This window comes from Streptomyces sp. NPDC005791 (assembly GCF_042871485.1).
GTDB lineage: Bacteria > Actinomycetota > Actinomycetes > Streptomycetales > Streptomycetaceae > Streptomyces.
The window spans coordinates 1-19,728 of the sequence record NZ_JBIAIP010000026.1 but is presented as its reverse complement, the minus strand read 5'-3'; the positions used below and the strand labels follow the sequence as shown (position 1 = coordinate 19,728).

Below are 19,728 nucleotides of genomic sequence, written 5' to 3'. Positions count from 1 at the left end.
CCGCCGGACGTGAGCGGCCGGCGGGGCCAGGGACCGGGTGCGGGACCGGACTCAGGTGAAGTTCACGTCACTGCACAGGAAGTACGTCTGGTCCATGTGCGATGCCTGCCAGATCGTGTAGACCACATGACGGCCGCTGAGGCCCGAGGTGCTCACCGGGATCTCGTAGTTCTGGCTGGGCGCGTAACTGCCGGTCCGGGTGACCAGCTGGAGGTCGCCCCAGGTCAACGTTTCCGTGGCCGGGTCGAAACCCTGCCGGGTGACGTACACCTGGAAGTAGTCGGCGCCGTGGCTCGCCTGGTCGTACAGCCTCACGGTGAAGTCGCCGGTGATGTCCGTGGTCTTCCACGCCCCCACGGTGTCGAGGGAGTTGTACCGCCCGCTCTCCGCCCGGCCACCACTGCACAGCTGGCCGTCGGGTACGGCGGCCGGGAAATTGCCGCCGGAGCCGTTGCGGTACAGCCCGTTCCAGTTCCACATGGCGTTCGGGTCGGCCTGCCACGCCTGCCAGCACATGGGGTCTTCCTGCTCCATGGCCGGGTTCTGGAAGTCATCGCCCCAGCGCAGCCAGCAACCGTAGTTCCTGGAGGCCGGGTCGACGACGGAGCCGTGGGCGCTCGCGGTTCCTGTCCAGGGCAGGAGGCAGAGGAGTGCGGCGACGAGTACGCCGCCGAGACGCGGCACCCAGCCGCCTAAATTGACGCGATCATGACATGTCATGGTGCGATCTCCATTCCAGGGAGGTGGGGGGATCCACCGGCGTGGGAGCGCTCCCGCGCCACTTGGGGCTTTGCCCCGCCACTCCCACCTCAAACATGTTTACGCGAGGTCACCAGTAGTGACGCCGGCCTCCGACCGCGTGCCCCACGGCCCCGAGCAGCCAGAGCGCGAGCCCGATCACGAGAAGAATGATCCCGATGGTCCACAGCACACCGAGGCCGGTCACCAGGCCGAGGATGAGAAGAATGGCTCCGATGATGATCATGACTGCCTCCGGATCGCTCCACCCGCACACATAGAATGTGCACATAAATGAGCATATGCCTCGAATGGCGTCGTGCCCATAGGTACATCTGCTCGCCGTGAACAGTTGACAGGGGCGAGCTGAGCGGTGTTCCGTCAGTCGCGCGGCAGCAGGGTCCCAAGCGGACCGAGGTCCAGATTGAGGTCCTCGGGGCGCACCCCGTGCTGTTCGCAGAGCTCCACCATCCGCTGGTCGAGCAGCATGAGTGTGGTCCCGATCTCGTCCACCTGGCTGTCGGTGAGGTCCCCCTGATCGATACGCCGGATGGCCTGGCGCTCCATGAGCTGGCGCAGCAGTTCCACCACGGTCAGCACCAGCGCTACGAGATCCCGCCCCAACTGGTCGGAGTCGACATCCAGTCGTGAGGGCGTCACAGCGCGCCTCCGTCCGCCCAGGGAGCAGGGACGCGTTCGTTCACGGAGGAGAGCAGCGCATGGAGTGACAGCCGGACGAGCGGAACGTCTGCGATCGCGATCACGAGGTCACCGCTGATCACCACCCCCGTCGCCAGCACCCGGTCCAGCAGATCGACGAGCGGCACTCCGATCGGTCCGGTCAGAGGCTCGGGGTTGTCCCAGGGCACCACTTCGCGTTGCATGTCTACACCTCGCCGACGAAGGAATACGGCACCCAGGGTCCGGAGATCTCGATCTGCGCGCACGTGGAGGCCCGCAACGTCCGGATGAGTTCTCCGAGTTCAGAGCTTCGGTGCTCCCGCACCAGGTAGGTGGCATTCAGCACCTGGACACGACCCTTCTCCGAGGGCCCGGACGCGTGCAGGCGCAGCCTGCGTCCTGCGGCGGCGACCGTCCGTAAGGCGGCGTCCACGGTCTCGGCGACCCGGAGGGCGTCTTCGTGCCGCCGCTCTCGGCGCGCCTGCACTCCACGCTTGCGTTCCAGATAGGCGAGGCCGGCTCCAGGGGCGGGGCGCGAGCGTGTGGGTGGTGTCTTCGCCGGGCGGGAAACGGACGTCGGGTCCGCCGTCGGAGCTTCGGCCGCGTAGACCTTCACACCCCACTCGTAGTGTCCCGCGGTGCGCTCCAGTGCGGCCCGGAAGCGCCCGGTCTCGTCGAGGAGTGCCTGCCGGGCCCGCTCCTCACCGTGGTAGAGGGTCGCCATCGGGAGGGGAACGGTGGGGCACGTCGCGGCTGCTGCCGACACCACGTCGTGATGGGCGCGTGCGTATCGCTCGAGCTCGTCCCTGTCGGACACACGGGCCTGCCACGCCTCGTCCGTGAAGTCGGCCGCCCGGACAGTCTGCACGATCGCGGTCAGGTCACCGATTCGCAGGCGGCGCAACGGTTCGCCCTTCGCGACCCCTGGCAGGACCGCGAACGCCGCCGGATCCGGTGACTGGCACACCGCGAACACATAAACGGCGCTCTTCTCCGCGGTCTGCGCGCCTGCCCGCTCCGTCATGTGGTGCACGTCCCCTCGCACATCGCTCATCGGTCGTCCGACGTCTCGTCCGTCTTGGATTCGAGCGCGTCCAGACGCTCGCGCAGTTCACGGTTCTCGTCCTGAAGGGAATCACGGGCGGCTCGCGAACTCAGCGCGGGATCCGTCTCCCACCAGTCGATTCCCGCCTTCTTCGCGGTGTCCACAGATGCCACGAACAGGCGGATCCGAATGGTGAGCAACTCGATGTCCAGGAGGTCGATCTTGATGTCGCCCGCAATGACGATGCCCTTGTCGAGGACGCGTTCGAGGATGTCGGCAAGGTTGGTGTTCGGCGGCCCCGGAACAGGGTACGCATCCCGCCCGAGGTCGAGGTCGGTCACCTTGCCGACCTCCGTCCGCGTCGTTTCCTGGGCGCGGCTTCCTCTTCCTCTTCCTCTTCCTCTTCTTCCTCGTCCTCCGGCTCATTCTCGTCTTCTTCGCCGTCTTCGGGCTCCGCTTCTTCCTCGTACTCCTCCTCAGGCTCTTCTTCCTCGTCCTCGTAGTCCTCGGGCTCCTCTTCCTCGTCCTCGTCCTCGTCGCCTTCTTCGTCCTCCTCCTCGCCCTCAGGCCCTTCCTCGCCTTCCTCCTCGTCCTCGGTCTCTTCGTCGTCGCGGTCCGACTCGTCCGACTCCTCGCCCTCGGCTTCCTCCTTCTCCATAGCCTCTTCGTGCGTCACGACGACTTCCCCGTCGCGGATCTCACCTCGCCAGCCCTCGGGCTCGTCGTCGGTGAGCGTGACGAACTTCTGGAAGAGTTTGAAGTCGAGTCGCATGCGGCGGCCCTGCACCCGCCACAGATTTCCCGTCTTCTCGAAGAATCCCGAGGGGTAGTACTCCACCACCAGAACGATCCGGGTGAGGTTCGGGGCCAATTCGTGAAAGCTGACGCAACCACGTGTGGATCCCTTGGCCCCCTCGGAGGTCCAGACGATGCGGTCGTCGGGTACTTGTTCCTGCACGGTCGCTTTGAAACCACGCGAGGACGGGCCGATCTTGACCTTCCAGTCGCTCGACATCTCCTCATCCATCGAGACGCTCTGGACGCCCTTGGTGAAACCACTGAACTCGTCGTACCGCGTCCAATGGTCGTACGCGGTACGCAGGGACACTCCCACATCGAGGACCTCGATGATGTTCATGGATTTGCCACCGCCGGGCTTGCCCTTGCCCTTCCCGCCGCCACCGAACGCGTCCTTGGCCTTGTCGACGACCTTGTCCTTGACGCTCCCCGCCTTGTCCGCGACGAAAGCCTTGACCGGCGATTCTCCCTGGAGCACGCGCGAGGCGACCGACGGCAGCGAACCGCCGTTCTCGGCGATGTCACTGAGCTGCCCCGTCAGACCGGTCAGCTTGTCGCCGGCCTTCTGCGCCAGCTTTTCCGTCTGCGCGCCGAAGAAGTTCGAGACTTCCCCGCGAAGGCGGTCGAGGCCCGACTCCTCCGCCTCGGGTTCATCCTTGTCAGTCCTGGCCATGACTGCCTACCTCCGCCGTTCGCCGCGCTGGGACGCGGCTCGTTTCGATGTCGCCTTCTTGGCTGCAGCCGTCTTCCGGGCCGGAGACTTCTTGGCAGGGGCCTTACGGGAAGAAGACTTGTCGGTCGGAGCCGACTTCTTGGCCGGTGCCGACTTCTTCGCTGCGGTCTTCTTGGCCGGCGCCGACTTCTTCGCAGCCGTCTTCCTGGCCGGTGCCGACTTCTTCGCAGCCGTCTTCCTGGCCGGCGCCGACTTCTTCGTTGCAGACTTCTTCGCTGCCGGCTTCCCCTCAGGTGCCTGCTTGGCAGGCGCCTTCTTGGCCACAGCCTTCTTCGCGGCAGGCTGCTTCTTCGCCTCAGCATTCTTACCTGCCCGGCGAGTGCTCGGCTCCGGCTCCTCCGGCTCTTCTTCGTCTTCGGCTTCGTCCTCGGCTTCCTCGCCTCCCTCTGCTTCTTCCTCGTCCTCCGGTTCCTCGTCCTCCGCCGATTCCTCTTCTTCCTCTTCTTCCTCGTCCCCGTCGTACTCCTCGTCCTCCGGCTCCTCATACTCGCCTTCGTACTCGCCGCCCTCCTCGCCCTCGTCGGACTCCCCCAGCCGCGCCGTCCGGTCGCTGATGGCGTCGGCGAGCGAGCTCATCCCCCGGTTCGCCGCCGCGGTCAGCGCCTTCCTGCCGGAGTCGAGAAACTCGCCCTTCAACTGGTTCTGGAGCTCTGCGAACTGCGGCATCTCGCCCAGCCTGCGCACCCCTTCGGCGGCGAGCTGCCGTGGTTCCAGACCGAAGCGCCTGCCTGCCAGATAGGTCGCGACGGAGAGGGCCATACGGCCCTTCCTCGTGCGGCCGAGCACGTACCCGCCCACCACGGCTGCCGCGAGCGTCACCTTCGTCTGATCTTCCATGAGTGAGTCACCTTCGATCGTTCGGTGCGGAGCGCACTCGTCCGGCGTGAAGCCGGTCCAGCAGCTCCTCCTCTTCCCGTTCGAACTCCTCCAGGCCGACGTTGCCGTCCTCGAGTTCCTGGTTGAGTGCGGCGAGCTGGGCGCGGATCACGCCCGGGTCGTGGAGTTCGCGGTCGGCCGCGTCGTGTGCTTTCTCCGCGACCCAGATGACACCGCGCACCGGTGCGAGGGGCAGCAGGAGCAGGCCGGTGAACAATCCCATGTCAGCCCCCTGCGACGGGTGTCCGGAGACTGCGGGAGTGGACGAAGCTGTAGCAGGGCAGTGGCCCCGCCACCCGGAGCTCCACGTGTGTGCGATGGGCGTCGGCGAACCGCCGCACCGTCGCGCGGAAGGTGTCACTCTCGCGCCGGTCGACGAGGAACGACACGTTGAGCGCGCAGCCATGGACCTCCGGCCCGGCGGCGACCGCACGAGCCATGGGTGTGAGCTTGTGGAGAATCTTCTTCCCCGCCTCGGCCGCCCGGCGTGAAAGGGCTGCGGCCACGGCCTCACCGAGCCGGACGTTCGCCTCGTAATCAGGGCGTCTGCGGACCGCCTCACGCAACCGTCGTACGTTCTTCTCCTCGGCGACGACAGCCGCGATCGCGTCCTGGGCGGGAAGCGCCTTGAGGTTGATCTCGACGACGCCGTCCAGGTGCTTCAAGGTGGCGAGGTGCTCGGCACGCGCTTCCCTCAGATGGGCACGTACCGACTCCTCGTCCGGCGCGATCGTCCCGAAGCGCATCGGCAGTACGGGGCCCCTGTCGGCGAGGCGCAGCAGAACGTCCTGATGCGCCATCAGGTCCCGTCGCCTGGGACGCAGGTGTGGTGGCGCGTCGCTCACGACAGCGCAGACCCCCTCCTCGCCGGCAGGCCGCAGCACGGCCGGAGGGATGCCCACGCCGACCACGCCGGCCGGGAGAGCCGTGCCCGCCGGGGTGATCGCGTAGACATAAACGCCGTTCTCGGCCACGGTTCACGCCTCCGCGTGGCGGCGTCGGCTCGCCGCCCCGTCGTGGGCGGGTGCCCGGCGCTTCTTCGGCCGCGCTTCCAGCTCCTCGTCGTCCTCGTCGCCGCTCCCCACCGCCTTGCGCACGCTGTCACCGACGGACTCCGCCGCCTTGCGCACCTTGCGCTTGCCGACCGCCTTGGCGGCGCGTCCGCCGAGCAGCTCGGGGATGGTGGTGCTGCCCGAGTCACGCTCCAGGTCGAGCCGGTTGCACGCCTCGGCGAAGCGCAGGTAGGTGTCCACGCTCGCGACGACGATGCGCGCGTCTATCTTGAGGATTTCGATGCCTACCAGCGACACCCTCACGAACACGTCGATGACCATGCCGCGGTCGAGGATGAGTTCCAGAACGTCGTAGAGCGTGCCGGCCCTCGGCGGGCACGGGGCGACTTCGTCGGCGTACATGGTCGTGGTCATGGAGCGTCCTTCCGGGTGAGAGGCGAAGCGAAACGGTCATTCGTCGGCGGAGCCACGCCGGTAGCGGCGGACCCTGCTGTACTCCGTGAGTGCGCCCCGCTCATCGATCTGCACCTCGTAGGAGGCCAGCAGACTCGTGGTGTCCGGGATGCGGGGTACTTCGAGTACGTCGACGACGACGCACCATCCGTCGTCGTGCCGTCGCACGGCCGAAACCCCCTCCGCGGGGTGACAGATCAGTCGTTCCAAGCTTTCGCAGGCAGCGCGGGCAGCGTCCTCGGGGCCGCGCCGGGACGAGGAGCGGGGGGCTGCCGTCTTCGCTGTGCGCCCGGAGCGGGCGCGCCTGTTCTCTGCCATGGAACCAAGTGTGGTCAGGATCGGCCCCGGCGCATCCCGGCGGCTCGACGAACGGGCGGGTGCGAGCGGGAGGCACTCACCCTTTCGGCGTTCCGGCGGGACGCATCGCGCGGGACACGGGCACAGTCGTATGCATGAGTGAGAGCCATGACACCAGCGGGCCCGAAGAAGAGCACGTTCGGCCATACGGGGTCGACGACACGACCGTCGAGGCGCTCGGAGCGCTGACGGAGGCGCTGGAGTGCGTGGAGCGTGCCCGGGGGCAGCTCTACGCGTTCCATCAGCTGACGGGTGGAGCCGACCTGACGCTGGACCGCGCGGTCGAACTACTGCGGATGGGCGGCCACGTGGAGCAGGCCGACCTGGTGGAACGGGAGATCCTGGGCCGCAACGTCGTCCCCGGCTGCTGGACGTTTCAGCTCGTCGAGGCGTACGACGACACGTACTACCGGCCGTTCATGGAGGTCGAGGAGCGGGTGCGCCGGGAACTCGTGGGAGGGCGGCGCCATCTCTACGAGGCGGAGATGAAGGAAGCCCGTCGCACGCGGGGGCACCCTGATCACACCGCGCGGCCGTGACGATGGACCCGGCAGACGCCCTGCGGCGCATCGCGTTCCTTCTCGAGCGGTCCCAGGCGGCCACATACCGGGTGAAGGCCTTTCGCACGGCGGCGGAGGCGGTCAGCTCACTGGGCGGGAAGGAGGTCGCCGAGCGGGTGGCGCACGGTTCGCTGGAGACGGTGCACGGCATCGGGCCCAAGACGGCCAAGGTGATCCGTGAGGCCGTGGAGGGCACGACACCCGAGTATCTCGAGGCGCTGGAGCGAGAGGCGTCGGCACCACTGGCCTCGGGCGGGGAGGCGCTCCTCGCCGCCCTGCGCGGTGACTGCCATATGCACTCGGACTGGTCCGACGGGGGCAGTTCGATCGCGGAGATGGGCCGTGCGGCGATCGAGCTCGGCCACGCATGGGCGGTACTCACGGACCACTCCCCCCGGCTGACCGTGGCCAACGGGCTCTCGACCGCGCGCCTCCTCGAACAGTTGTCCGTCGTGGCGGAGCTCAACGAGCAGTGGGCGCCCTTCCGTCTGCTCACGGGAATCGAGTGCGACATCCTCGATGACGGATCGCTCGACCAGGACCCCGACGTGCTGGAGCGGCTCGACGTCGTGGTCGTCTCGGTCCACTCGAAACTACGGATGGACGCGCGGGCGATGACGGAGCGGATCGTCGCCGCCGTGCACCATCCGCACGCGGACATCCTGGGGCACTGCACAGGGCGGCTTCTCGGCGGAAAGAAGCGGCCCGAATCGCAGTTCGACGCGGAGCGGGTCTTCGCGGCGTGTGCCGAGGCCGGTACGGCGGTGGAGATCAATTGCCGCCCGGAGCGACTCGATCCGCCACGCCGGCTGCTGCGGCAGGCGGTCGCATCGGGAGCGCTGCTCTCCATCGACACCGACGCGCACGCGCCGGGCCAGTTGGACTGGCAGCCCTACGGCTGTGCACGGGCGGAGGAGTGTGAAGTTCCCGCGGACCGTGTCGTCACGACGTGGCCCGTGGATCAGCTCCTGGACTGGACGGGCCGGAGGCCACACACGTAGGCCGATGCCGGGGTGCGCCGCGAGGAAAGGCCGGTCGAGGCCGTTCGGCGTACAGTCGATCACGGTTGTCCAGGTGATGCCGGGGCAGGAGGAAAGCCATGTCACGTCACCACACAGGCCCTTCGCTTCCGCGAGCACGCGGAGTGCTCTCCTCAGGGGTGACCGGATTCCTGCGGGGCGACGGCCCCCTGCCTGATCCGGATGCCGCCCGGGCCGCCGAGCCCTACGGCGACGATCTGCAGCTCGCGCTGTACGTCTGTTACGAGCTGCACTACCGCGGGTTCACCGGCGTACGTCCCGAGCTGGAGTGGGATCCGTCCCTGCTCGCGGTACGTGCCGCGCTGGAAGACCGCTTCCTGACGGCCCTGCGGCAGGACGCCCCGGTGGCCGCGAGCCTGGAGGACGTCCTGGACGGCCTCCTCGTGGAACCGGTTCGCGGTTCCGGCGTCTCGTGGTTCCTCCAGGACCAGGGCGAGCTGCGGCATCTGCGCTCCTACGCGGTGCAGCGCTCGCTGTACCACCTCAAGGAGGCCGATCCGCATGCCTGGGTGCTGCCCCGGCTCAGCGGACGGGCCAAGGCCGGCATGGCGGCGATCGAGTACGACGAGTTCGGCGCCGGCCGCGCGGACCGCGTCCACGCCAAGCTGTTCGCCGACCTCATGACGGATCTCGGGCTCGACACCGCGTACGGCCGCTACCTGGACGAGGGCTGCGCGCCCATGCTGGCCCTGGTGAACCTGATGTCGCTGTTCGGACTGCACCGCCGGCTGCGCGGAGCGCTGGTGGGTCACTTCGCCGCTGTCGAGATCACCTCATCCCCCGCTTCCCGGCGACTTGCCCGGGCCATGAAGCGCACCGGCGCGGGCCCCGCGGCGGAGTTCTTCTACACCGAACACGTCGAGGCGGACGCCGTGCACGAACAGGTGGTACGCCGCGACGTGATCGGCGGCCTGCTCGACGACGAACCCGAACTGGCGGACGACATCGCGTTCGGCATCATCGCCACCTCGTGTCTTGAGGACCGGCTCGGAGACCGGCTGCTGGCGGACTGGCAAGCCTGAAGCGGTGCCCTGATCCGTCCCCCGCCGACGTACCGACGAATGGAGTCACAGATGTCCGCACCCACAGACATGATCGATGACACCCGTCCCACCCGGTTGATGACCCTCCCGGGCGTGTACGCGCCCCAGCACGACACCCGCCTGCTCATGGCCGCGCTGAACCGCGAGGGCATCGGCGCCGGCACCGAGGTGCTGGACGTGGGCACGGGCAGCGGCGCCCTCGCTCTGCACGCGGCGCGGCTCGGTGCGCGGGTGACGGCCGTGGACATCGCCAGGCGGGCGGTGATGACCGCCCGGTTGAACGCGCTGCTGCACCGTCGGCGTATCACCGTGCGGCGCAGTGATCTCCTCGCGGCGCTGCCCGGCCGGTCCTACGACCTGGTGATCTGCAACCCGCCCTATGTGCCGTCGCCCATGGGCCGGCTCCCCGGACACGGTGCGGCGCGGGCGTGGGAAGCCGGGCGCGACGGCCGGGCGATCCTCGACCGGGTCTGTGAGACCGTACCGGCCGCGCTGCGTCCCGGAGGTCGTCTCCTCCTCGTGCACTCCGGCCTGTGCGACAGCGACGTGACCCTGCGGCGTCTCTCGGACGCCGGACTGCGGGCCGTCGTCAGCGACCGAGCCCTCGTGCCTCTCGGTCCCGTGCTCCGCTCGCGGCTGCGATGGCTGCGGGAGACGGGTCTGGTGGACGAGCGGGAGATGGAGGAGGAGCTGGTGGTCATCCGTGCCGAACAAGCCTGAGCACCCCTGCCGGATCACTCTCGGCGACGAAGGGCCCCTCCTGGTCGAAGGGCCCGCCGAAATCACCTGCGCGGACGGCACCGTGGCCGCCTCCGACCGTTTTGTCGTCGCTGTCTGCATGTGCCGACGCAGCAGGATGTACCCGTGGTGCGACACCAGCCACCGCCGTCGTACGCGGCCCGGCGAGGACGCGCATCCGCCGGCGGACTGAGCCACCCTTCACTCGGCGTTCCGCAGCCGTGTCCGCTTCACCCCGCGCAGCCGACGGGACATCTCCCGCAACCGCGGGTGGCGTTCGTGGGCCTCGGCCGACCGGCGGTCCAGCTCCTCGGCCAGGCGCTCCGTGCGCTTGTCGATGTCGAGCTCGTCGAGGATGCGGTCGACCTCGGCCAGCAGCGCACCGTGCAGTTGCCACTGCCTCGGATGTTCCTGGACGTCCTCGAGCAGCAGATCCGCCACGCGGTCGCGCGTCGCGCGGCTGCGGGCGAGCGCGTCGGCCAGGCGTTCCTCGGCGTCCTCGCCGCTCTCGGCCATCGGCGTGGTGATCATCACGGCGAATCCTTCGACAGCGTCGGACATGTGCCCGAACAGTTCCCTGAGGTCCCTGGCCACGTCCTCGGGGAAGAGCGATTCCTCCGTGCGCGCCTTGGCGAGGTCGGTCAGCGTGCGGGTGAGGACGCGCAGCACGACGGCACAGATCTCCAGCGTGTCCAGCCCGGTCCGCAGGACGACACGGTAGAGGAGCCCCTGCTTGACACGGGGGTTGAGCATCAGGCTCTCTTCCGCCTGCCGCAGGGACGCGTCGACCTCCACGATGTCGTGGTCCAGGCGGCGGGCTTCGTGGAGGCGTGCGGCGGCCTCCCGGACGGGGTGGTTGCCGCCGATCTCCTCGCCGAGGGCCCGGAACATCTTCCCCATCCGGTCCCCCAGACCGCCGATGGACGCCCCTGCGGATTCGACCCAGACAGGTGGTGCGAGCAAGAGGTTGAAGAGCAGGCCGACCCCGGCACCGATCAGGGTTTCCAGCACGCGCTCCCAGGCCGTGTCCGCGACCTGCGCGACGCCGAGGACCAGCATCGCGCTGATGGCCACCTCGGGCACGAACTCGTTGACGCGTACCAGCCTGCCGATCAGCAGGGAAGTGAAGATGGTCAGTCCGAGACTCCACCAGCTCAGGCCCACCAGGGAACTGAAGCCGCTGGCGATCAGGACCCCGACGACGACGGCGTTCACGCGCCGGATGCCGGTGGTGAGGGTGGCGAAGAGCGTCACCTGCACCACGAGCAGGGCGGTCAGGGGAGCGGTGAGAGGTGCTGGATGCGGGGCGGGCAGGACGGTCTGGGCCACCGCGAAGGCGATGACGGCTGCAGCCGTCGACCTCAGCGTCTGTGCTGCGGCCGGCTCAGTGGTGCGCTGGACGAGTTTGACGACGGGCTCAGGCGTGGAAACTGCAGGCATTCCTTACCGGTGCCCCGTTCCGCGGTCCCGCAGCGCCTCGGGGACCGGTCGGACCCCGTACGGATGTACGCGTGCCGCCATCGGCAGCGGCCTCGCGAGCACGGCCCCGTGGAGAGATGGTGGATACATGGCTATCTCACTCACGCCCCCGGGGGAGACGCCTCCCGCCGAGGGTTGCATAGGCGAAGCACACGTCGAGCGTGCGGACGGAGGTATCTGGGAACACCCCGTCCTCTGGGCAACCGTCGTACTGCTGGGCTCGGCGGTCGTCGCGGGATACTTCATCGCCCGCGTCTTCGGATTCACATGAGCACGCGCCGCACCCTGGACGCACTGCTGGAACGGCACGGCACCACGTATGCGGCCGAGGCGGGAATCCGGTTGCGGGACACTCCGCAGCCGCTGTACCAGCTGCTCGTGCTGAGCCACCTGCTGAGTGCGCGGATTCGCGCTCGGGTCGCGGTGGCCGCGGCGCGGGCGCTCTTCGCGCACCGGTTGCGTACGCCGCGTCGTATGGCCGACGCCCCATGGCAGGAGCGGGTCGACGCGCTGGGAGAGGGAGGCTACCGCCGGTACGACGAACGAACCGCGACTCAGCTGGGGGACGGCGCACTTCTCCTGCTCGACATGTACGGAGGAGACCTGCGTCGCCTGCGGCGGGAGGCCGCCGGCGAGACGGACACGCTGCGCTCGGGGCTCCGCCGCTTCCCCGGGATAGGGCCGACGGGCGCCGACATCTTCCTGCGCGAGGTACAGACGGTATGGCCGGAGACCGCGCCCTACCTCGACGCGAAGGCGCTCCAGGGAGCCGAGCGGCTCGGTCTGCCCACGGCGCCGGACGGACTCAGCCGGCTGGCGAAGGGCCGGGACCCGGCGGTATTCGCCGCAGCACTGGTGCGGGGGGCGCTGGACAAGGGCTGAACAGGCTCAGACCGGCGGCCGCCGTTTGCCCGGCTTGGTGGACCGGCCTTCGACGAGCGCCCTACGAATCTGCGCGGCGGTCGCGCGGGCGTGCTCCGAGGTCGCCGTGCGGTCGGCCACCGATGTGACGAAGCGGTGGGTGGGGCGCAGGCACCGGCCGCACGGCGTGTCGGTGGCGAGCAGGTAGCCGTCCTCACACTGGGGGTCGGCGCAGTGACCCGGGCTCACGAGTGCTTCGGCGATCTCCTGCGGTGCCCAGCGGCGCCGGCCGTCCTCGTCCTTCTCGTGGAGGGCGTGGGACCAGCGGACGTTCCACCGGCGTTCGAGCCGCTCCAGGAGTTGATCGGGAGTGCGCCGAGCGAGTTCCCGATGGATCAGATCGTGCACCGTACGGGGGTGGCGGTGGCCGAGTGCCTGGACCAGCGGCTGAGGAAGGGCCTGCAGGATGTACGCGACCGGATCGCCACCCGCGCGCTCGCGCCATTTGCGGCAGGGGCAGGGGCCCTCGGCAGGCAGTGCCCGCTGACAACGGCCGCACCGGCCGCGGCATTCCGCGCAGAGCCCGTCGTCGAGCCCGTCCAGGTGAGGTGCGGGGGCGCGGCCGCAGCCGCGGCAGCAAGCGGCGCAGGGGCCGCAGAGGCGTTCGTCGCCGAGCTTCGTCGTCCACTGCCGCTGCTGGCAGCGGCAGCACAGGGCGTTGTTGCAGTACTCGTGGTGGGCGGCGCCCGAGTGTCGTCCGGGGGGCGGGAAGGACATTGATGCGTTCTCCAGGTGCGTGGCCGGGATCGGTCAGGTCCGAGCCATGTCGACGGAACGCGCGCAGGGGCCCTCGGACGACCGTATCGCCCGGCAGGGCTTCGTGCGGCGCTCTGCCACGATCAGGTCGACATTGTCCCGCACCCGGACGGTGCGCGGGGTCAGGGCCTCAGGCCGCTGACGACGTCCGCGGTGGCGGTGATTCCTTCGTGGATGGTGGGAGCCATGCTCGTACTCGCGAGGAGGAATCCCAGCAGGGCGCAGACGAGCGCATGTGAGATCTTCAGTCCGCCGTTGCGCAGGAAGATCACTGCGAGGAGCAGCAGGAGCAGCACCACTGAAATCGAAATGGCCATGGCCAACCTCCTCCGCCGCGCCGGAATTGCGGCATATGGCCGCCAGTGTGGCGCAGCGGAGAGGCCGTCCGGCGCACCGGCGTGTCCGCCGAACGGGTACTCACGCACGGTGACGGCGGGCGGCGTCGGTCAGTCGCTCCGGCCGCTACGGGGCTCGCGTCGGCGCAGGAAGGCCTCGAGGCCTGCCAGGTCGTCGGTGTTGAGATGGTCGACGTCCGCTGCGAGGAGCTCGGTCCACACGGCGTCACGTTCCGGCCCGGCGAGGTCGGGCGTGCCCCAGAAGCGGATCCGCCGGCCGCTCGCGTGGGCCCTCGAGACCAGGGTGCGCAGTCCGGCCCGTTCAACGGCGGGGAAGGGACCGGCCCCCCGCCAGCTGAAGTGCGTGCTCCAGTTACTGCTGACGAGCGGGATGAAGGAGGCGGGGGCCGCGGTCCCGAGGTCCTCCGGCCGGCCGTCGTAGAAGGCGTACCGCGTGGCCTGCGCCTCCATCGGGGCGCGGGCCGCACGGTCTCCCGAGATGACGGGGGTCACCGCGCCGGTGCGGACCCGGCCGTGGACCGAGCGGGTCAGGATGTGGCGGTAGCGGCGAAGCACCCGGTCGAGTGCGAGGTAGGTGGCGGCGCCGTCGGTCTTGATGTCGATCAGCAGGTGCAGCGGGTCGGGGTGTCCGGCGTGGACGGAACCGTGGTGTGCGCGGACCCGGGCCAGCAGCGGGTCCAGGTAGAGCGACACGAGAGTGCGTGCCGGGTCGAGGGTCTCGGCCTCATGGGCCACGAGCAGTTCACCGCCGACGAGGAAGATGTCAGCCTCGATGCTGGTGAAACCGTGCGCGAGGGCGTCATGGAGGGGGCGCGGGTGCAGGTAGTCGTTGTGCGCGTGGGCGCGGGCCAGCGGGCGGGGGCCACGGGGGCGGGCAGGCGCGGCGGGTGCCGCGGCGGCCGCCTGGGCGGGGACGAACGCACCTGCGGCTGCGGTGGCGAGCGCGGTGGTGACGACTCTGCGACGGGTCAGGGGTGCCATGGGGTCTCCTGAGGGGGGAGCGGGCAGAGCGGGCGGGGGGACGCGACGAGTATGGAGGCGAGGACGCACCGAAAGGCAGGTACCTGCCAAGAGTTGGAACGTCCGCCGCCCGCGCGTCGGCTGCGCTGCGCCTGCTGTTTCCCCCACCCACCGCACCGGAACCCCCTGGACACGACGGGGCGGGGGCGCTCGTCCGCAACGCGCCCCCGCCCGGACCTGCCGTCTACGGAGCCGGCAGCTCCACCAGCCCGGCTACGGCCTCGCGGTGGCGTCCCGCGGTGCCGTACGCGATCGAGTCGGCCTTGGCCCGCTTCAGATACAGATGGGCGGGATGCTCCCAGGTCATCCCGATCCCGCCGTGCAGCTGGACGCACTCCTCAGCGGCGTGCACGGCGACCCCGGAGCAGTAGGCCTGCGCCACGGCCACCGCGAGCGGTGCGTCCGGGCTGCCGGTCGCCAGGGCCTCCGCGGCGTTGCGCGCGGCAGCGCGCGCGGAGACGACCTCCAGCCAGAGCTGTGCCATCCGGTGCTTGAGCGACTGGAACGAGCCCACCGGCCGGTTGAACTGGTGACGTTCACGGGTGTGCCGAACAGTCTCGGTCAGGCACCACTCGGCCAGCCCGAGCTGCTCGGATGCGAGTAGTCCCGCACCGGCCAGCAGTCCCGCGCTCACGGCTTCCGCAGCCGGGCCCGCCTCCGCGAGCCGGATGCCGGTGGCCCCGGTCAGGGTGACCGTCGCGAGCGGACGGGTCAGGTCCAGCGGGACGAGCGACCGGATGTCGACACCGTCCCCACCGGTTTCCACCACGTACAGTCCCTCCGCGGTGGGCACCAGCAGCACGTCGGCCGCCGAGGCCTCCGCGACGCCGGTGACGGTCCGCTCCAGGGTGCCGGTCATCGCGGCGGCTCCGTCGGCGGGGGGCGTGGCGAACGGCAGGGCGAGCACGGCGACCTTGCGGCCCGCCGCCAGCTCACCGAGGAGTTCGGCGACCGGTCCGTCGTCGTCATCCAGTGCGAGGAGGATCGCGGTCGCGACGACGGCGCTCGTCAGGTACGGCGCCGGGGCGACACTGCGGCCGAGCTCCTCCAGGACCACGGCGGCCTCGCGGTGGGTGGCGCCCTGGCCGCCGAGCTTCTCCGGGACCAGGAGTCCGGCTGCTCCGATCCCTGCGGTGAGCGATTCCCAGAGCCGCAGATCGTACGGCGTGTCGGACTCGGTTCCGGCGATCACCGTCGGCGCGTCGGCCCGGTCGGCGAGCAGCGAACGCACTGCTGACCGCAGGTCCTCCTCTGTTTCCGAGTAGAGCAGGTCGGGTGCCTGGGCAACTTCGGTACGTGCGGTCATCGGGCAAGATCCTTCCAGGCGACGTCCTTGTCGCTACGCGGTTCGACGGGCAGGCCGAGGACGCGTTCGGCGACGATGTTGAGCAGGACCTCGCTCGTACCGCCCTCGATGGAGTTGCCCTTGGAGCGCAGGTAGCGGTAGCCGGCGTCGCGTCCGGTGAAGTCGACGAGCTCCGGGCGGCGCATGGTCCAGTCGCTGTACAACAGGCCCTCGTCGCCGAGTAGTTCGACCTCGAGTCCGCTGATCTCCTGGTTGAGCCGGGCGAACGCGAGCTTCATGCCGGAGCCTTCGGGGCCCGGCTGGCCGGCTACCAACTGCTGACGCAGCCGCTCGCCGGTGAGCCTGGCGACCTCGGCCTCGACCCAGAGCGTGAGCAGTCGCTGGTGGAGGTCGTGGGTGCGCAGGCGGGGCTGTTCACGCCAGGTCTTCGCGACGGTGCCGATCATGCCGCCCTCGCGGGGGATGCGGGCTCCGCCGATGGAGACGCGCTCGTTCATCAAGGTGGTCTGGGCGACCTTCCAGCCGTCACCGACCGGGCCGAGGCGCCTGCTGTCCGGGATGCGTACGCCGGTGAGGAAGACCTCGTTGAACTCGGCCTCGCCGGTGATCTGGCGCAGCGGCCGCACCTCGACACCGGGGTCGGTCATGTCGCAGATGAAGTAGCTGATGCCGCGGTGCTTGGGGACGTCAGGGTCGGTGCGGGCGATCAGGATCGCCCAACGTGCCACGTGGGCGCTTGATGTCCAGACCTTCTGCCCGTCGACCACCCAGTCCTCGCCCGCGCGGACGGCGCGTGTGTTCAGCGCGGCGAGGTCGGATCCGGCCCCGGGCTCGCTGAAGAGCTGGCACCACACCTCTTCGCCGGTCCACAGTGGCCGCAGGAAGCGCCGCTTCTGCTCCTCGGTGCCGTAGCCGAGAACCGTCGGAGCGGCCATGCCGAGGCCGATGCCGATGCGGCGCGGGTCGTTGTCGGGGGCTCCGGCGGCGGCGAGTTCGGCGTCGACGACGGGCTGCAGGGAGCGCGGGGCGTCGAGTCCGCCGAGGCCGACGGGATAGTGCACCCAGGCCAGACCGGCGTCGAAGCGCGCCTCCAGGAAGGCGGAGCGTCCGGTGGTGGCCGGCGGATGGGCCGCCAGCAGCTCCTGGGTGAGGCGGCGGATCCGTGTCGCGTCGATGGCGGTGCTCATCGGGGCCCTCCTGACGGCAGGACGACGATACGGCCGGTGCTGGTGCCGTCGGCGACTCGCTGGACGGCGCGCGCTGCTTCGGCCATGGGGACGCGCTCGCTGATCAAGGGCTTGATGACCCCCTGGGCCGCGAGCTCGGTGAGCTCGTCGTGGCAGGCGCGGACGGCGGCCGGGTCCTTGGTGTTGTACAGCCCCCAGTGGAGTCCGGCGATCGAGTAGTTCTTCACCAAGGCGTGATTGAGGCCGGGCGTGGGAACGGTTCCGCTGGCGAAGCCGACGACGACGACGCGGCCCTCGAAGGCGATGCACTTGACGGACTTGGCGTAGGCGTCTCCGCCCACCGGGTCGTAGACCACGTCCGCACCGCGACCGCCCGTGTACTCCTTCACCGCCGCGACGATGTCCTCGCTCCAACGGTCGATCACCAGGTCGCAGCCCAGCTCGCGGGCGATCGCCGCTTTCTCCGGGCCGCCCACGACCCCGATGACGGCGGCACCGGCCGCCTTGCCGAGCTGGACGGCCGCGCTGCCGACACCACCGGCGGCCGCGTGCACGAGCAGCGTTTCACCCGACTGCAGATGTGCCCGCCGGTGCAGCCCGAACCAGCCGGTCTGGTAGCCGATGTGCAGCGCGGCGGCCTCCGCGTCGTCCAGGGCGTCGGGGGCCGGGAGCAGGGTCGCCCGGTCCGCGACGACGTACTGGGCGAAGCCGCCCTGCGGGAGGGCGGGGGTGGCGAGCACCCGGCGTCCGCCCTCCGTCTCACCGCAGATCTCGACGCCGGGGGTGAAGGGCAGCGGGGGCCTCACCTGGTACTGGCCGCGGCAGAGCAGCGCGTCGGGGAAGTTGATGTTCGCCGCGCGCACCTCGATCAGCACCTGCCCGTCCCCGGGGGTCGGCCGGTCCGTCTCCTCGAGCTCCATCACCTCGCTCGGCTCGCCGTTCCGGTGCACTCGCCATGCCTGCATGAGGGGCCTCCACAACACTGTCGGCATTACCACTGCTCCGGCGCATACTAAGCGGTCGCTTGCCCCTCTGGGAACACCTCGCGCCCTCCCGACCCGCGCCCGTTCACGACCGCTTGGGCTTGGCCCTGACGTGCATACGCTCCCCCTGCGGCCCGAACAGGCTGAGAAATTCGACCGGCTCGTCACCCGCGGGGCCGAACCAGTGCGGCAGCCTGGTGTCGAACTCGGCGGCCTCGCCGGGAGCCAGGACCAGGTCGTGCTCGGCGAGCTTCAGCCGGAGCCGCCCGTTGAGCACGTACAGCCACTCGTATCCCTCGTGGGTGCGCTGCTCGGGCGCCTCGGCGCAGGCGACCTCCTGTATGACCTTGTACGCCTGGAGTCCCCCGGGCCGGGCGGTGAGCGGCAGTGCGGTCTTCCCGCCGTGCACGATCGGCTTCGCCTTGACCCTCGGATCACCCACTGGGGGCGCCCCGACGAGGTCGTCGAGCGGCACCTCGTGGGCCCGGGCGATGGGGAGCAGCAGTTCCAGGCTGGGGCGCCGGCCACCGGACTCGAGGCGGGAGAGGGTGGAGACGGAGATCCCGGTGACTTCGGAGAGCCCGGCGAGTGTCACGCCCCGGTCCTTGCGCAACCGCCGCAGCCGCGGGCCGACCCCGGTCAGCACGGCGTCCAGTGCGGGGTCGTCCTGGTTCGGTTCCTTCATGGCATCCATTGCAGAATCAGCAAGGCCGTTTGTCAATCAGGGCTTCTTACGCGGGCACCGGGCGTACGCGGCGAGCTTTCCGGTGAACGGATTCACGCATTCCGTAAGCGGTCCCGGGCAGGAGCGGGAAGGACACGCCCGCGCCGGACACGCCGCGTGACCGGCCGTGACCGAGCTGGGACGCAATACCCCGGGGGGTATTATTCCGGCCAGGCGAGCCGGGGACCAGGACCCCGGACCGCCCCCGCTCCGGCGACCGAAAGGAACCCGCCCGTGATCAACCCCGCCTCCCTCTCCCCCTCCGAGGCCGCAGCCCGGCTGGAAGAGTTCACCGTCATCGACGTACGGGCCCCCGGCGAATACGCCTCCGGGCATGTGCCTGGCGCACTGAACGTTCCGCTCGACAGGCTCACCGAGGCGGTGCCGGCCCTGAAATCGGCTTCCGCCCGCGGCTCCCTGCTGGTGGTGTGCGCCTCCGGCGTGCGATCGACCAGGGCGTGCGAGATACTCGCCGACGCCGACATCGATGCCGCCACCCTGGCCGGGGGGACCTCCGCCTGGGAGGGCGACGGCAACGACCTGGACCAGCCGGTGGGCGCCCGGGCGACCTGGCCGATGGAGCGCCAGGTGCGCCTCGCCGCCGGCTCGCTGGTGCTGGCCGGCCTCATGACCGGCCAGCGCTTTCCGGCCGCCCGGTGGCTGTCGGCCGGCATCGGCGCCGGCCTCGTCTACTCCGCCGTGAGCAACACCTGCGGCATGGCGGCCGCCCTCGCGAAGCTCCCGTACAACCGCTCGCCGCAGTCGGCAGTCGGCCTGGACGCCACGCTGGACGCCCTGCAGGGATGACCGCACACCGCGACGGAGGCCTAGGGCGTGTTTCGAAAGTAGCGCCGTCCGCCCGAAGGGCGGGCCTGGCGGCGTCTGGTGCGTGCGATCGCAAGGCGGAGGGTCGCCCCGATA

28 protein-coding genes are annotated in these 19,728 nt (G+C 69.9%); 8 read left to right on the top strand and 20 right to left on the bottom strand.

Annotation, left to right across the window (positions count from 1 at the left end; genetic code table 11):
- Positions 1–51: 51 nt before the first annotated feature.
- From ACFYSH_RS32325 to ACFYSH_RS32270, 12 genes are all read right to left on the bottom strand, one after another.
- Positions 52–720, bottom strand: coding sequence for a lytic polysaccharide monooxygenase auxiliary activity family 9 protein (locus ACFYSH_RS32325; RefSeq protein WP_359476624.1), 669 nt, complete (start codon positions 718–720; stop codon positions 52–54).
- A 109-nt stretch (positions 721–829) separates the two neighbouring features.
- Positions 830–985 carry a DUF6131 family protein gene (locus ACFYSH_RS32320; RefSeq protein ID WP_167359481.1) on the bottom strand — a complete coding sequence of 52 codons (156 nt, stop codon included), beginning with the start codon at positions 983–985 and terminating at the stop codon, positions 830–832.
- 134 nt (positions 986–1,119) lie between these two features.
- A complete protein-coding gene (locus ACFYSH_RS32315) occupies positions 1,120–1,398 on the bottom strand; it encodes a gas vesicle protein K (RefSeq protein WP_359476627.1) in 279 nt (92 codons plus the stop codon).
- Positions 1,395–1,622 (bottom strand): gas vesicle protein, encoded by a 228-nt coding sequence (locus ACFYSH_RS32310; protein ID WP_359476629.1) that lies wholly within the window; start codon positions 1,620–1,622, stop codon positions 1,395–1,397. Before ACFYSH_RS32310 ends, ACFYSH_RS32315 begins: the two co-directional genes overlap by 4 nt.
- Before the next feature lie 2 nt (positions 1,623–1,624).
- The gene (locus ACFYSH_RS32305) at positions 1,625–2,443 is read right to left on the bottom strand and encodes a GvpL/GvpF family gas vesicle protein (RefSeq protein ID WP_359476700.1); all 819 of its coding nucleotides are present in this window, start codon (positions 2,441–2,443) and stop codon (positions 1,625–1,627) included.
- Positions 2,444–2,469: 26 nt separating this feature from the next.
- The gene (locus ACFYSH_RS32300; RefSeq protein WP_359476632.1) at positions 2,470–2,805 is read right to left on the bottom strand and encodes a gas vesicle protein; all 336 of its coding nucleotides are present in this window, start codon (positions 2,803–2,805) and stop codon (positions 2,470–2,472) included.
- Positions 2,802–3,935, bottom strand: a complete 1,134-nt coding sequence (locus ACFYSH_RS32295; protein ID WP_359476635.1) for an SRPBCC family protein — start codon at positions 3,933–3,935, stop codon at positions 2,802–2,804. Before ACFYSH_RS32295 ends, ACFYSH_RS32300 begins: the two co-directional genes overlap by 4 nt.
- Before the next feature lie 6 nt (positions 3,936–3,941).
- The gene (locus ACFYSH_RS32290; protein ID WP_359476638.1) at positions 3,942–4,832 is read right to left on the bottom strand and encodes a histone protein; all 891 of its coding nucleotides are present in this window, start codon (positions 4,830–4,832) and stop codon (positions 3,942–3,944) included.
- Between the two features lie 7 nt (positions 4,833–4,839).
- On the bottom strand, positions 4,840–5,094 hold the full coding sequence (locus tag ACFYSH_RS32285) for a gas vesicle protein GvpG (protein WP_359476641.1): 255 nt from the start codon (positions 5,092–5,094) through the stop codon (positions 4,840–4,842).
- Position 5,095: 1 nt separating this feature from the next.
- Complete coding sequence (locus ACFYSH_RS32280) at positions 5,096–5,845, bottom strand: GvpL/GvpF family gas vesicle protein (RefSeq protein WP_359476644.1); 750 nt, start codon at positions 5,843–5,845, stop codon at positions 5,096–5,098.
- Between the two features lie 3 nt (positions 5,846–5,848).
- Positions 5,849–6,298 (bottom strand): gas vesicle structural protein GvpA, encoded by a 450-nt coding sequence (locus ACFYSH_RS32275; RefSeq protein WP_359476647.1) that lies wholly within the window; start codon positions 6,296–6,298, stop codon positions 5,849–5,851.
- 36 nt (positions 6,299–6,334) lie between these two features.
- Complete coding sequence (locus ACFYSH_RS32270) at positions 6,335–6,655, bottom strand: gas vesicle protein (RefSeq protein ID WP_359476650.1); 321 nt, start codon at positions 6,653–6,655, stop codon at positions 6,335–6,337.
- A 134-nt stretch (positions 6,656–6,789) separates the two neighbouring features.
- Between ACFYSH_RS32270 and ACFYSH_RS32265 the strand changes: the two genes are divergently transcribed.
- The 5 genes from ACFYSH_RS32265 to ACFYSH_RS32245 all read left to right on the top strand — a co-directional run bounded on the left by ACFYSH_RS32265 (position 6,790) and on the right by ACFYSH_RS32245 (position 10,268).
- Positions 6,790–7,233: a hypothetical protein gene (locus ACFYSH_RS32265; RefSeq protein ID WP_359476653.1), complete on the top strand. Its 444-nt coding sequence runs from the start codon at positions 6,790–6,792 to the stop codon at positions 7,231–7,233.
- Positions 7,234–7,235: 2 nt separating this feature from the next.
- Positions 7,236–8,255: a PHP domain-containing protein gene (locus ACFYSH_RS32260; protein WP_388757236.1), complete on the top strand. Its 1,020-nt coding sequence runs from the start codon at positions 7,236–7,238 to the stop codon at positions 8,253–8,255.
- Positions 8,256–8,353: 98 nt separating this feature from the next.
- Positions 8,354–9,316, top strand: coding sequence for an iron-containing redox enzyme family protein (locus tag ACFYSH_RS32255; RefSeq protein ID WP_359476656.1), 963 nt, complete (start codon positions 8,354–8,356; stop codon positions 9,314–9,316).
- Between the two features lie 51 nt (positions 9,317–9,367).
- On the top strand, positions 9,368–10,057 hold the full coding sequence (locus ACFYSH_RS32250) for a HemK2/MTQ2 family protein methyltransferase (RefSeq protein ID WP_359476659.1): 690 nt from the start codon (positions 9,368–9,370) through the stop codon (positions 10,055–10,057).
- Positions 10,041–10,268, top strand: a complete 228-nt coding sequence (locus tag ACFYSH_RS32245) for a CDGSH iron-sulfur domain-containing protein (protein ID WP_359476662.1) — start codon at positions 10,041–10,043, stop codon at positions 10,266–10,268. The genes ACFYSH_RS32250 and ACFYSH_RS32245 overlap by 17 nt, the downstream gene beginning before the upstream one ends.
- Positions 10,269–10,276: 8 nt before the next feature.
- On the opposite strand, the gene ACFYSH_RS32240 is transcribed toward ACFYSH_RS32245, so the two are convergent.
- A complete protein-coding gene (locus ACFYSH_RS32240; RefSeq protein ID WP_359476665.1) occupies positions 10,277–11,515 on the bottom strand; it encodes an FUSC family protein in 1,239 nt (412 codons plus the stop codon).
- A gap of 127 nt (positions 11,516–11,642) precedes the next feature.
- Here ACFYSH_RS32240 and ACFYSH_RS32235 point away from each other — a divergent pair, with 127 nt between their 5' ends.
- Entirely contained in the window at positions 11,643–11,825 is a 183-nt protein-coding gene (locus ACFYSH_RS32235) for a DUF6480 family protein (RefSeq protein ID WP_359476668.1), read from the top strand.
- Complete coding sequence (locus tag ACFYSH_RS32230) at positions 11,822–12,436, top strand: endonuclease (RefSeq protein ID WP_388757206.1); 615 nt, start codon at positions 11,822–11,824, stop codon at positions 12,434–12,436. Before ACFYSH_RS32235 ends, ACFYSH_RS32230 begins: the two co-directional genes overlap by 4 nt.
- Positions 12,437–12,442: 6 nt before the next feature.
- Here ACFYSH_RS32230 and ACFYSH_RS32225 read toward each other — a convergent pair whose 3' ends face one another.
- The 7 genes from ACFYSH_RS32225 to ACFYSH_RS32195 form a co-directional block, all read right to left on the bottom strand.
- Positions 12,443–13,192, bottom strand: coding sequence for a hypothetical protein (locus ACFYSH_RS32225; protein WP_359476673.1), 750 nt, complete (start codon positions 13,190–13,192; stop codon positions 12,443–12,445).
- Positions 13,193–13,353: 161 nt separating this feature from the next.
- Positions 13,354–13,548: a hypothetical protein gene (locus ACFYSH_RS32220; RefSeq protein ID WP_359476676.1), complete on the bottom strand. Its 195-nt coding sequence runs from the start codon at positions 13,546–13,548 to the stop codon at positions 13,354–13,356.
- A gap of 129 nt (positions 13,549–13,677) precedes the next feature.
- Complete coding sequence (locus ACFYSH_RS32215) at positions 13,678–14,568, bottom strand: phosphatidylinositol-specific phospholipase C/glycerophosphodiester phosphodiesterase family protein (protein ID WP_388757203.1); 891 nt, start codon at positions 14,566–14,568, stop codon at positions 13,678–13,680.
- Positions 14,569–14,791: 223 nt separating this feature from the next.
- Positions 14,792–15,913 (bottom strand): acyl-CoA dehydrogenase family protein, encoded by a 1,122-nt coding sequence (locus ACFYSH_RS32210; protein WP_359476681.1) that lies wholly within the window; start codon positions 15,911–15,913, stop codon positions 14,792–14,794.
- On the bottom strand, positions 15,910–17,100 hold the full coding sequence (locus ACFYSH_RS32205; RefSeq protein ID WP_388757200.1) for an acyl-CoA dehydrogenase family protein: 1,191 nt from the start codon (positions 17,098–17,100) through the stop codon (positions 15,910–15,912). Before ACFYSH_RS32205 ends, ACFYSH_RS32210 begins: the two co-directional genes overlap by 4 nt.
- Positions 17,097–18,065, bottom strand: coding sequence for an NADPH:quinone oxidoreductase family protein (locus tag ACFYSH_RS32200; RefSeq protein WP_388757197.1), 969 nt, complete (start codon positions 18,063–18,065; stop codon positions 17,097–17,099). Before ACFYSH_RS32200 ends, ACFYSH_RS32205 begins: the two co-directional genes overlap by 4 nt.
- Positions 18,066–18,168: 103 nt before the next feature.
- Positions 18,169–18,768 (bottom strand): XRE family transcriptional regulator, encoded by a 600-nt coding sequence (locus ACFYSH_RS32195; RefSeq protein ID WP_359476690.1) that lies wholly within the window; start codon positions 18,766–18,768, stop codon positions 18,169–18,171.
- A gap of 273 nt (positions 18,769–19,041) precedes the next feature.
- Between ACFYSH_RS32195 and ACFYSH_RS32190 the strand changes: the two genes are divergently transcribed.
- Entirely contained in the window at positions 19,042–19,614 is a 573-nt protein-coding gene (locus ACFYSH_RS32190) for a rhodanese-like domain-containing protein (RefSeq protein WP_359476693.1), read from the top strand.
- The last annotated feature ends 114 nt before the right edge of the window (positions 19,615–19,728 follow it).

Coding starts and splice junctions, on each gene's coding strand:
- ACFYSH_RS32325 (WP_359476624.1), bottom strand. CDS start 720: ATGACATGTCATGATCGCGTCAATTTAGGCGGCTGGGTGCCGCGTCTC.
- ACFYSH_RS32320 (WP_167359481.1), bottom strand. CDS start 985: ATGATCATCATCGGAGCCATTCTTCTCATCCTCGGCCTGGTGACCGGC.
- ACFYSH_RS32310 (WP_359476629.1), bottom strand. CDS start 1,622: ATGCAACGCGAAGTGGTGCCCTGGGACAACCCCGAGCCTCTGACCGGA.
- ACFYSH_RS32305 (WP_359476700.1), bottom strand. CDS start 2,443: ATGACGGAGCGGGCAGGCGCGCAGACCGCGGAGAAGAGCGCCGTTTAT.
- ACFYSH_RS32295 (WP_359476635.1), bottom strand. CDS start 3,935: ATGGCCAGGACTGACAAGGATGAACCCGAGGCGGAGGAGTCGGGCCTC.
- ACFYSH_RS32290 (WP_359476638.1), bottom strand. CDS start 4,832: ATGGAAGATCAGACGAAGGTGACGCTCGCGGCAGCCGTGGTGGGCGGG.
- ACFYSH_RS32285 (WP_359476641.1), bottom strand. CDS start 5,094: ATGGGATTGTTCACCGGCCTGCTCCTGCTGCCCCTCGCACCGGTGCGC.
- ACFYSH_RS32275 (WP_359476647.1), bottom strand. CDS start 6,298: ATGACCACGACCATGTACGCCGACGAAGTCGCCCCGTGCCCGCCGAGG.
- ACFYSH_RS32270 (WP_359476650.1), bottom strand. CDS start 6,655: ATGGCAGAGAACAGGCGCGCCCGCTCCGGGCGCACAGCGAAGACGGCA.
- ACFYSH_RS32265 (WP_359476653.1), top strand. CDS start 6,790: ATGAGTGAGAGCCATGACACCAGCGGGCCCGAAGAAGAGCACGTTCGG.
- ACFYSH_RS32260 (WP_388757236.1), top strand. CDS start 7,236: ATGGACCCGGCAGACGCCCTGCGGCGCATCGCGTTCCTTCTCGAGCGG.
- ACFYSH_RS32255 (WP_359476656.1), top strand. CDS start 8,354: ATGTCACGTCACCACACAGGCCCTTCGCTTCCGCGAGCACGCGGAGTG.
- ACFYSH_RS32250 (WP_359476659.1), top strand. CDS start 9,368: ATGTCCGCACCCACAGACATGATCGATGACACCCGTCCCACCCGGTTG.
- ACFYSH_RS32240 (WP_359476665.1), bottom strand. CDS start 11,515: ATGCCTGCAGTTTCCACGCCTGAGCCCGTCGTCAAACTCGTCCAGCGC.
- ACFYSH_RS32235 (WP_359476668.1), top strand. CDS start 11,643: ATGGCTATCTCACTCACGCCCCCGGGGGAGACGCCTCCCGCCGAGGGT.
- ACFYSH_RS32230 (WP_388757206.1), top strand. CDS start 11,822: ATGAGCACGCGCCGCACCCTGGACGCACTGCTGGAACGGCACGGCACC.
- ACFYSH_RS32225 (WP_359476673.1), bottom strand. CDS start 13,192: ATGTCCTTCCCGCCCCCCGGACGACACTCGGGCGCCGCCCACCACGAG.
- ACFYSH_RS32220 (WP_359476676.1), bottom strand. CDS start 13,548: ATGGCCATTTCGATTTCAGTGGTGCTGCTCCTGCTGCTCCTCGCAGTG.
- ACFYSH_RS32215 (WP_388757203.1), bottom strand. CDS start 14,568: ATGGCACCCCTGACCCGTCGCAGAGTCGTCACCACCGCGCTCGCCACC.
- ACFYSH_RS32210 (WP_359476681.1), bottom strand. CDS start 15,913: ATGACCGCACGTACCGAAGTTGCCCAGGCACCCGACCTGCTCTACTCG.
- ACFYSH_RS32205 (WP_388757200.1), bottom strand. CDS start 17,100: ATGAGCACCGCCATCGACGCGACACGGATCCGCCGCCTCACCCAGGAG.
- ACFYSH_RS32200 (WP_388757197.1), bottom strand. CDS start 18,065: ATGCAGGCATGGCGAGTGCACCGGAACGGCGAGCCGAGCGAGGTGATG.
- ACFYSH_RS32195 (WP_359476690.1), bottom strand. CDS start 18,768: ATGAAGGAACCGAACCAGGACGACCCCGCACTGGACGCCGTGCTGACC.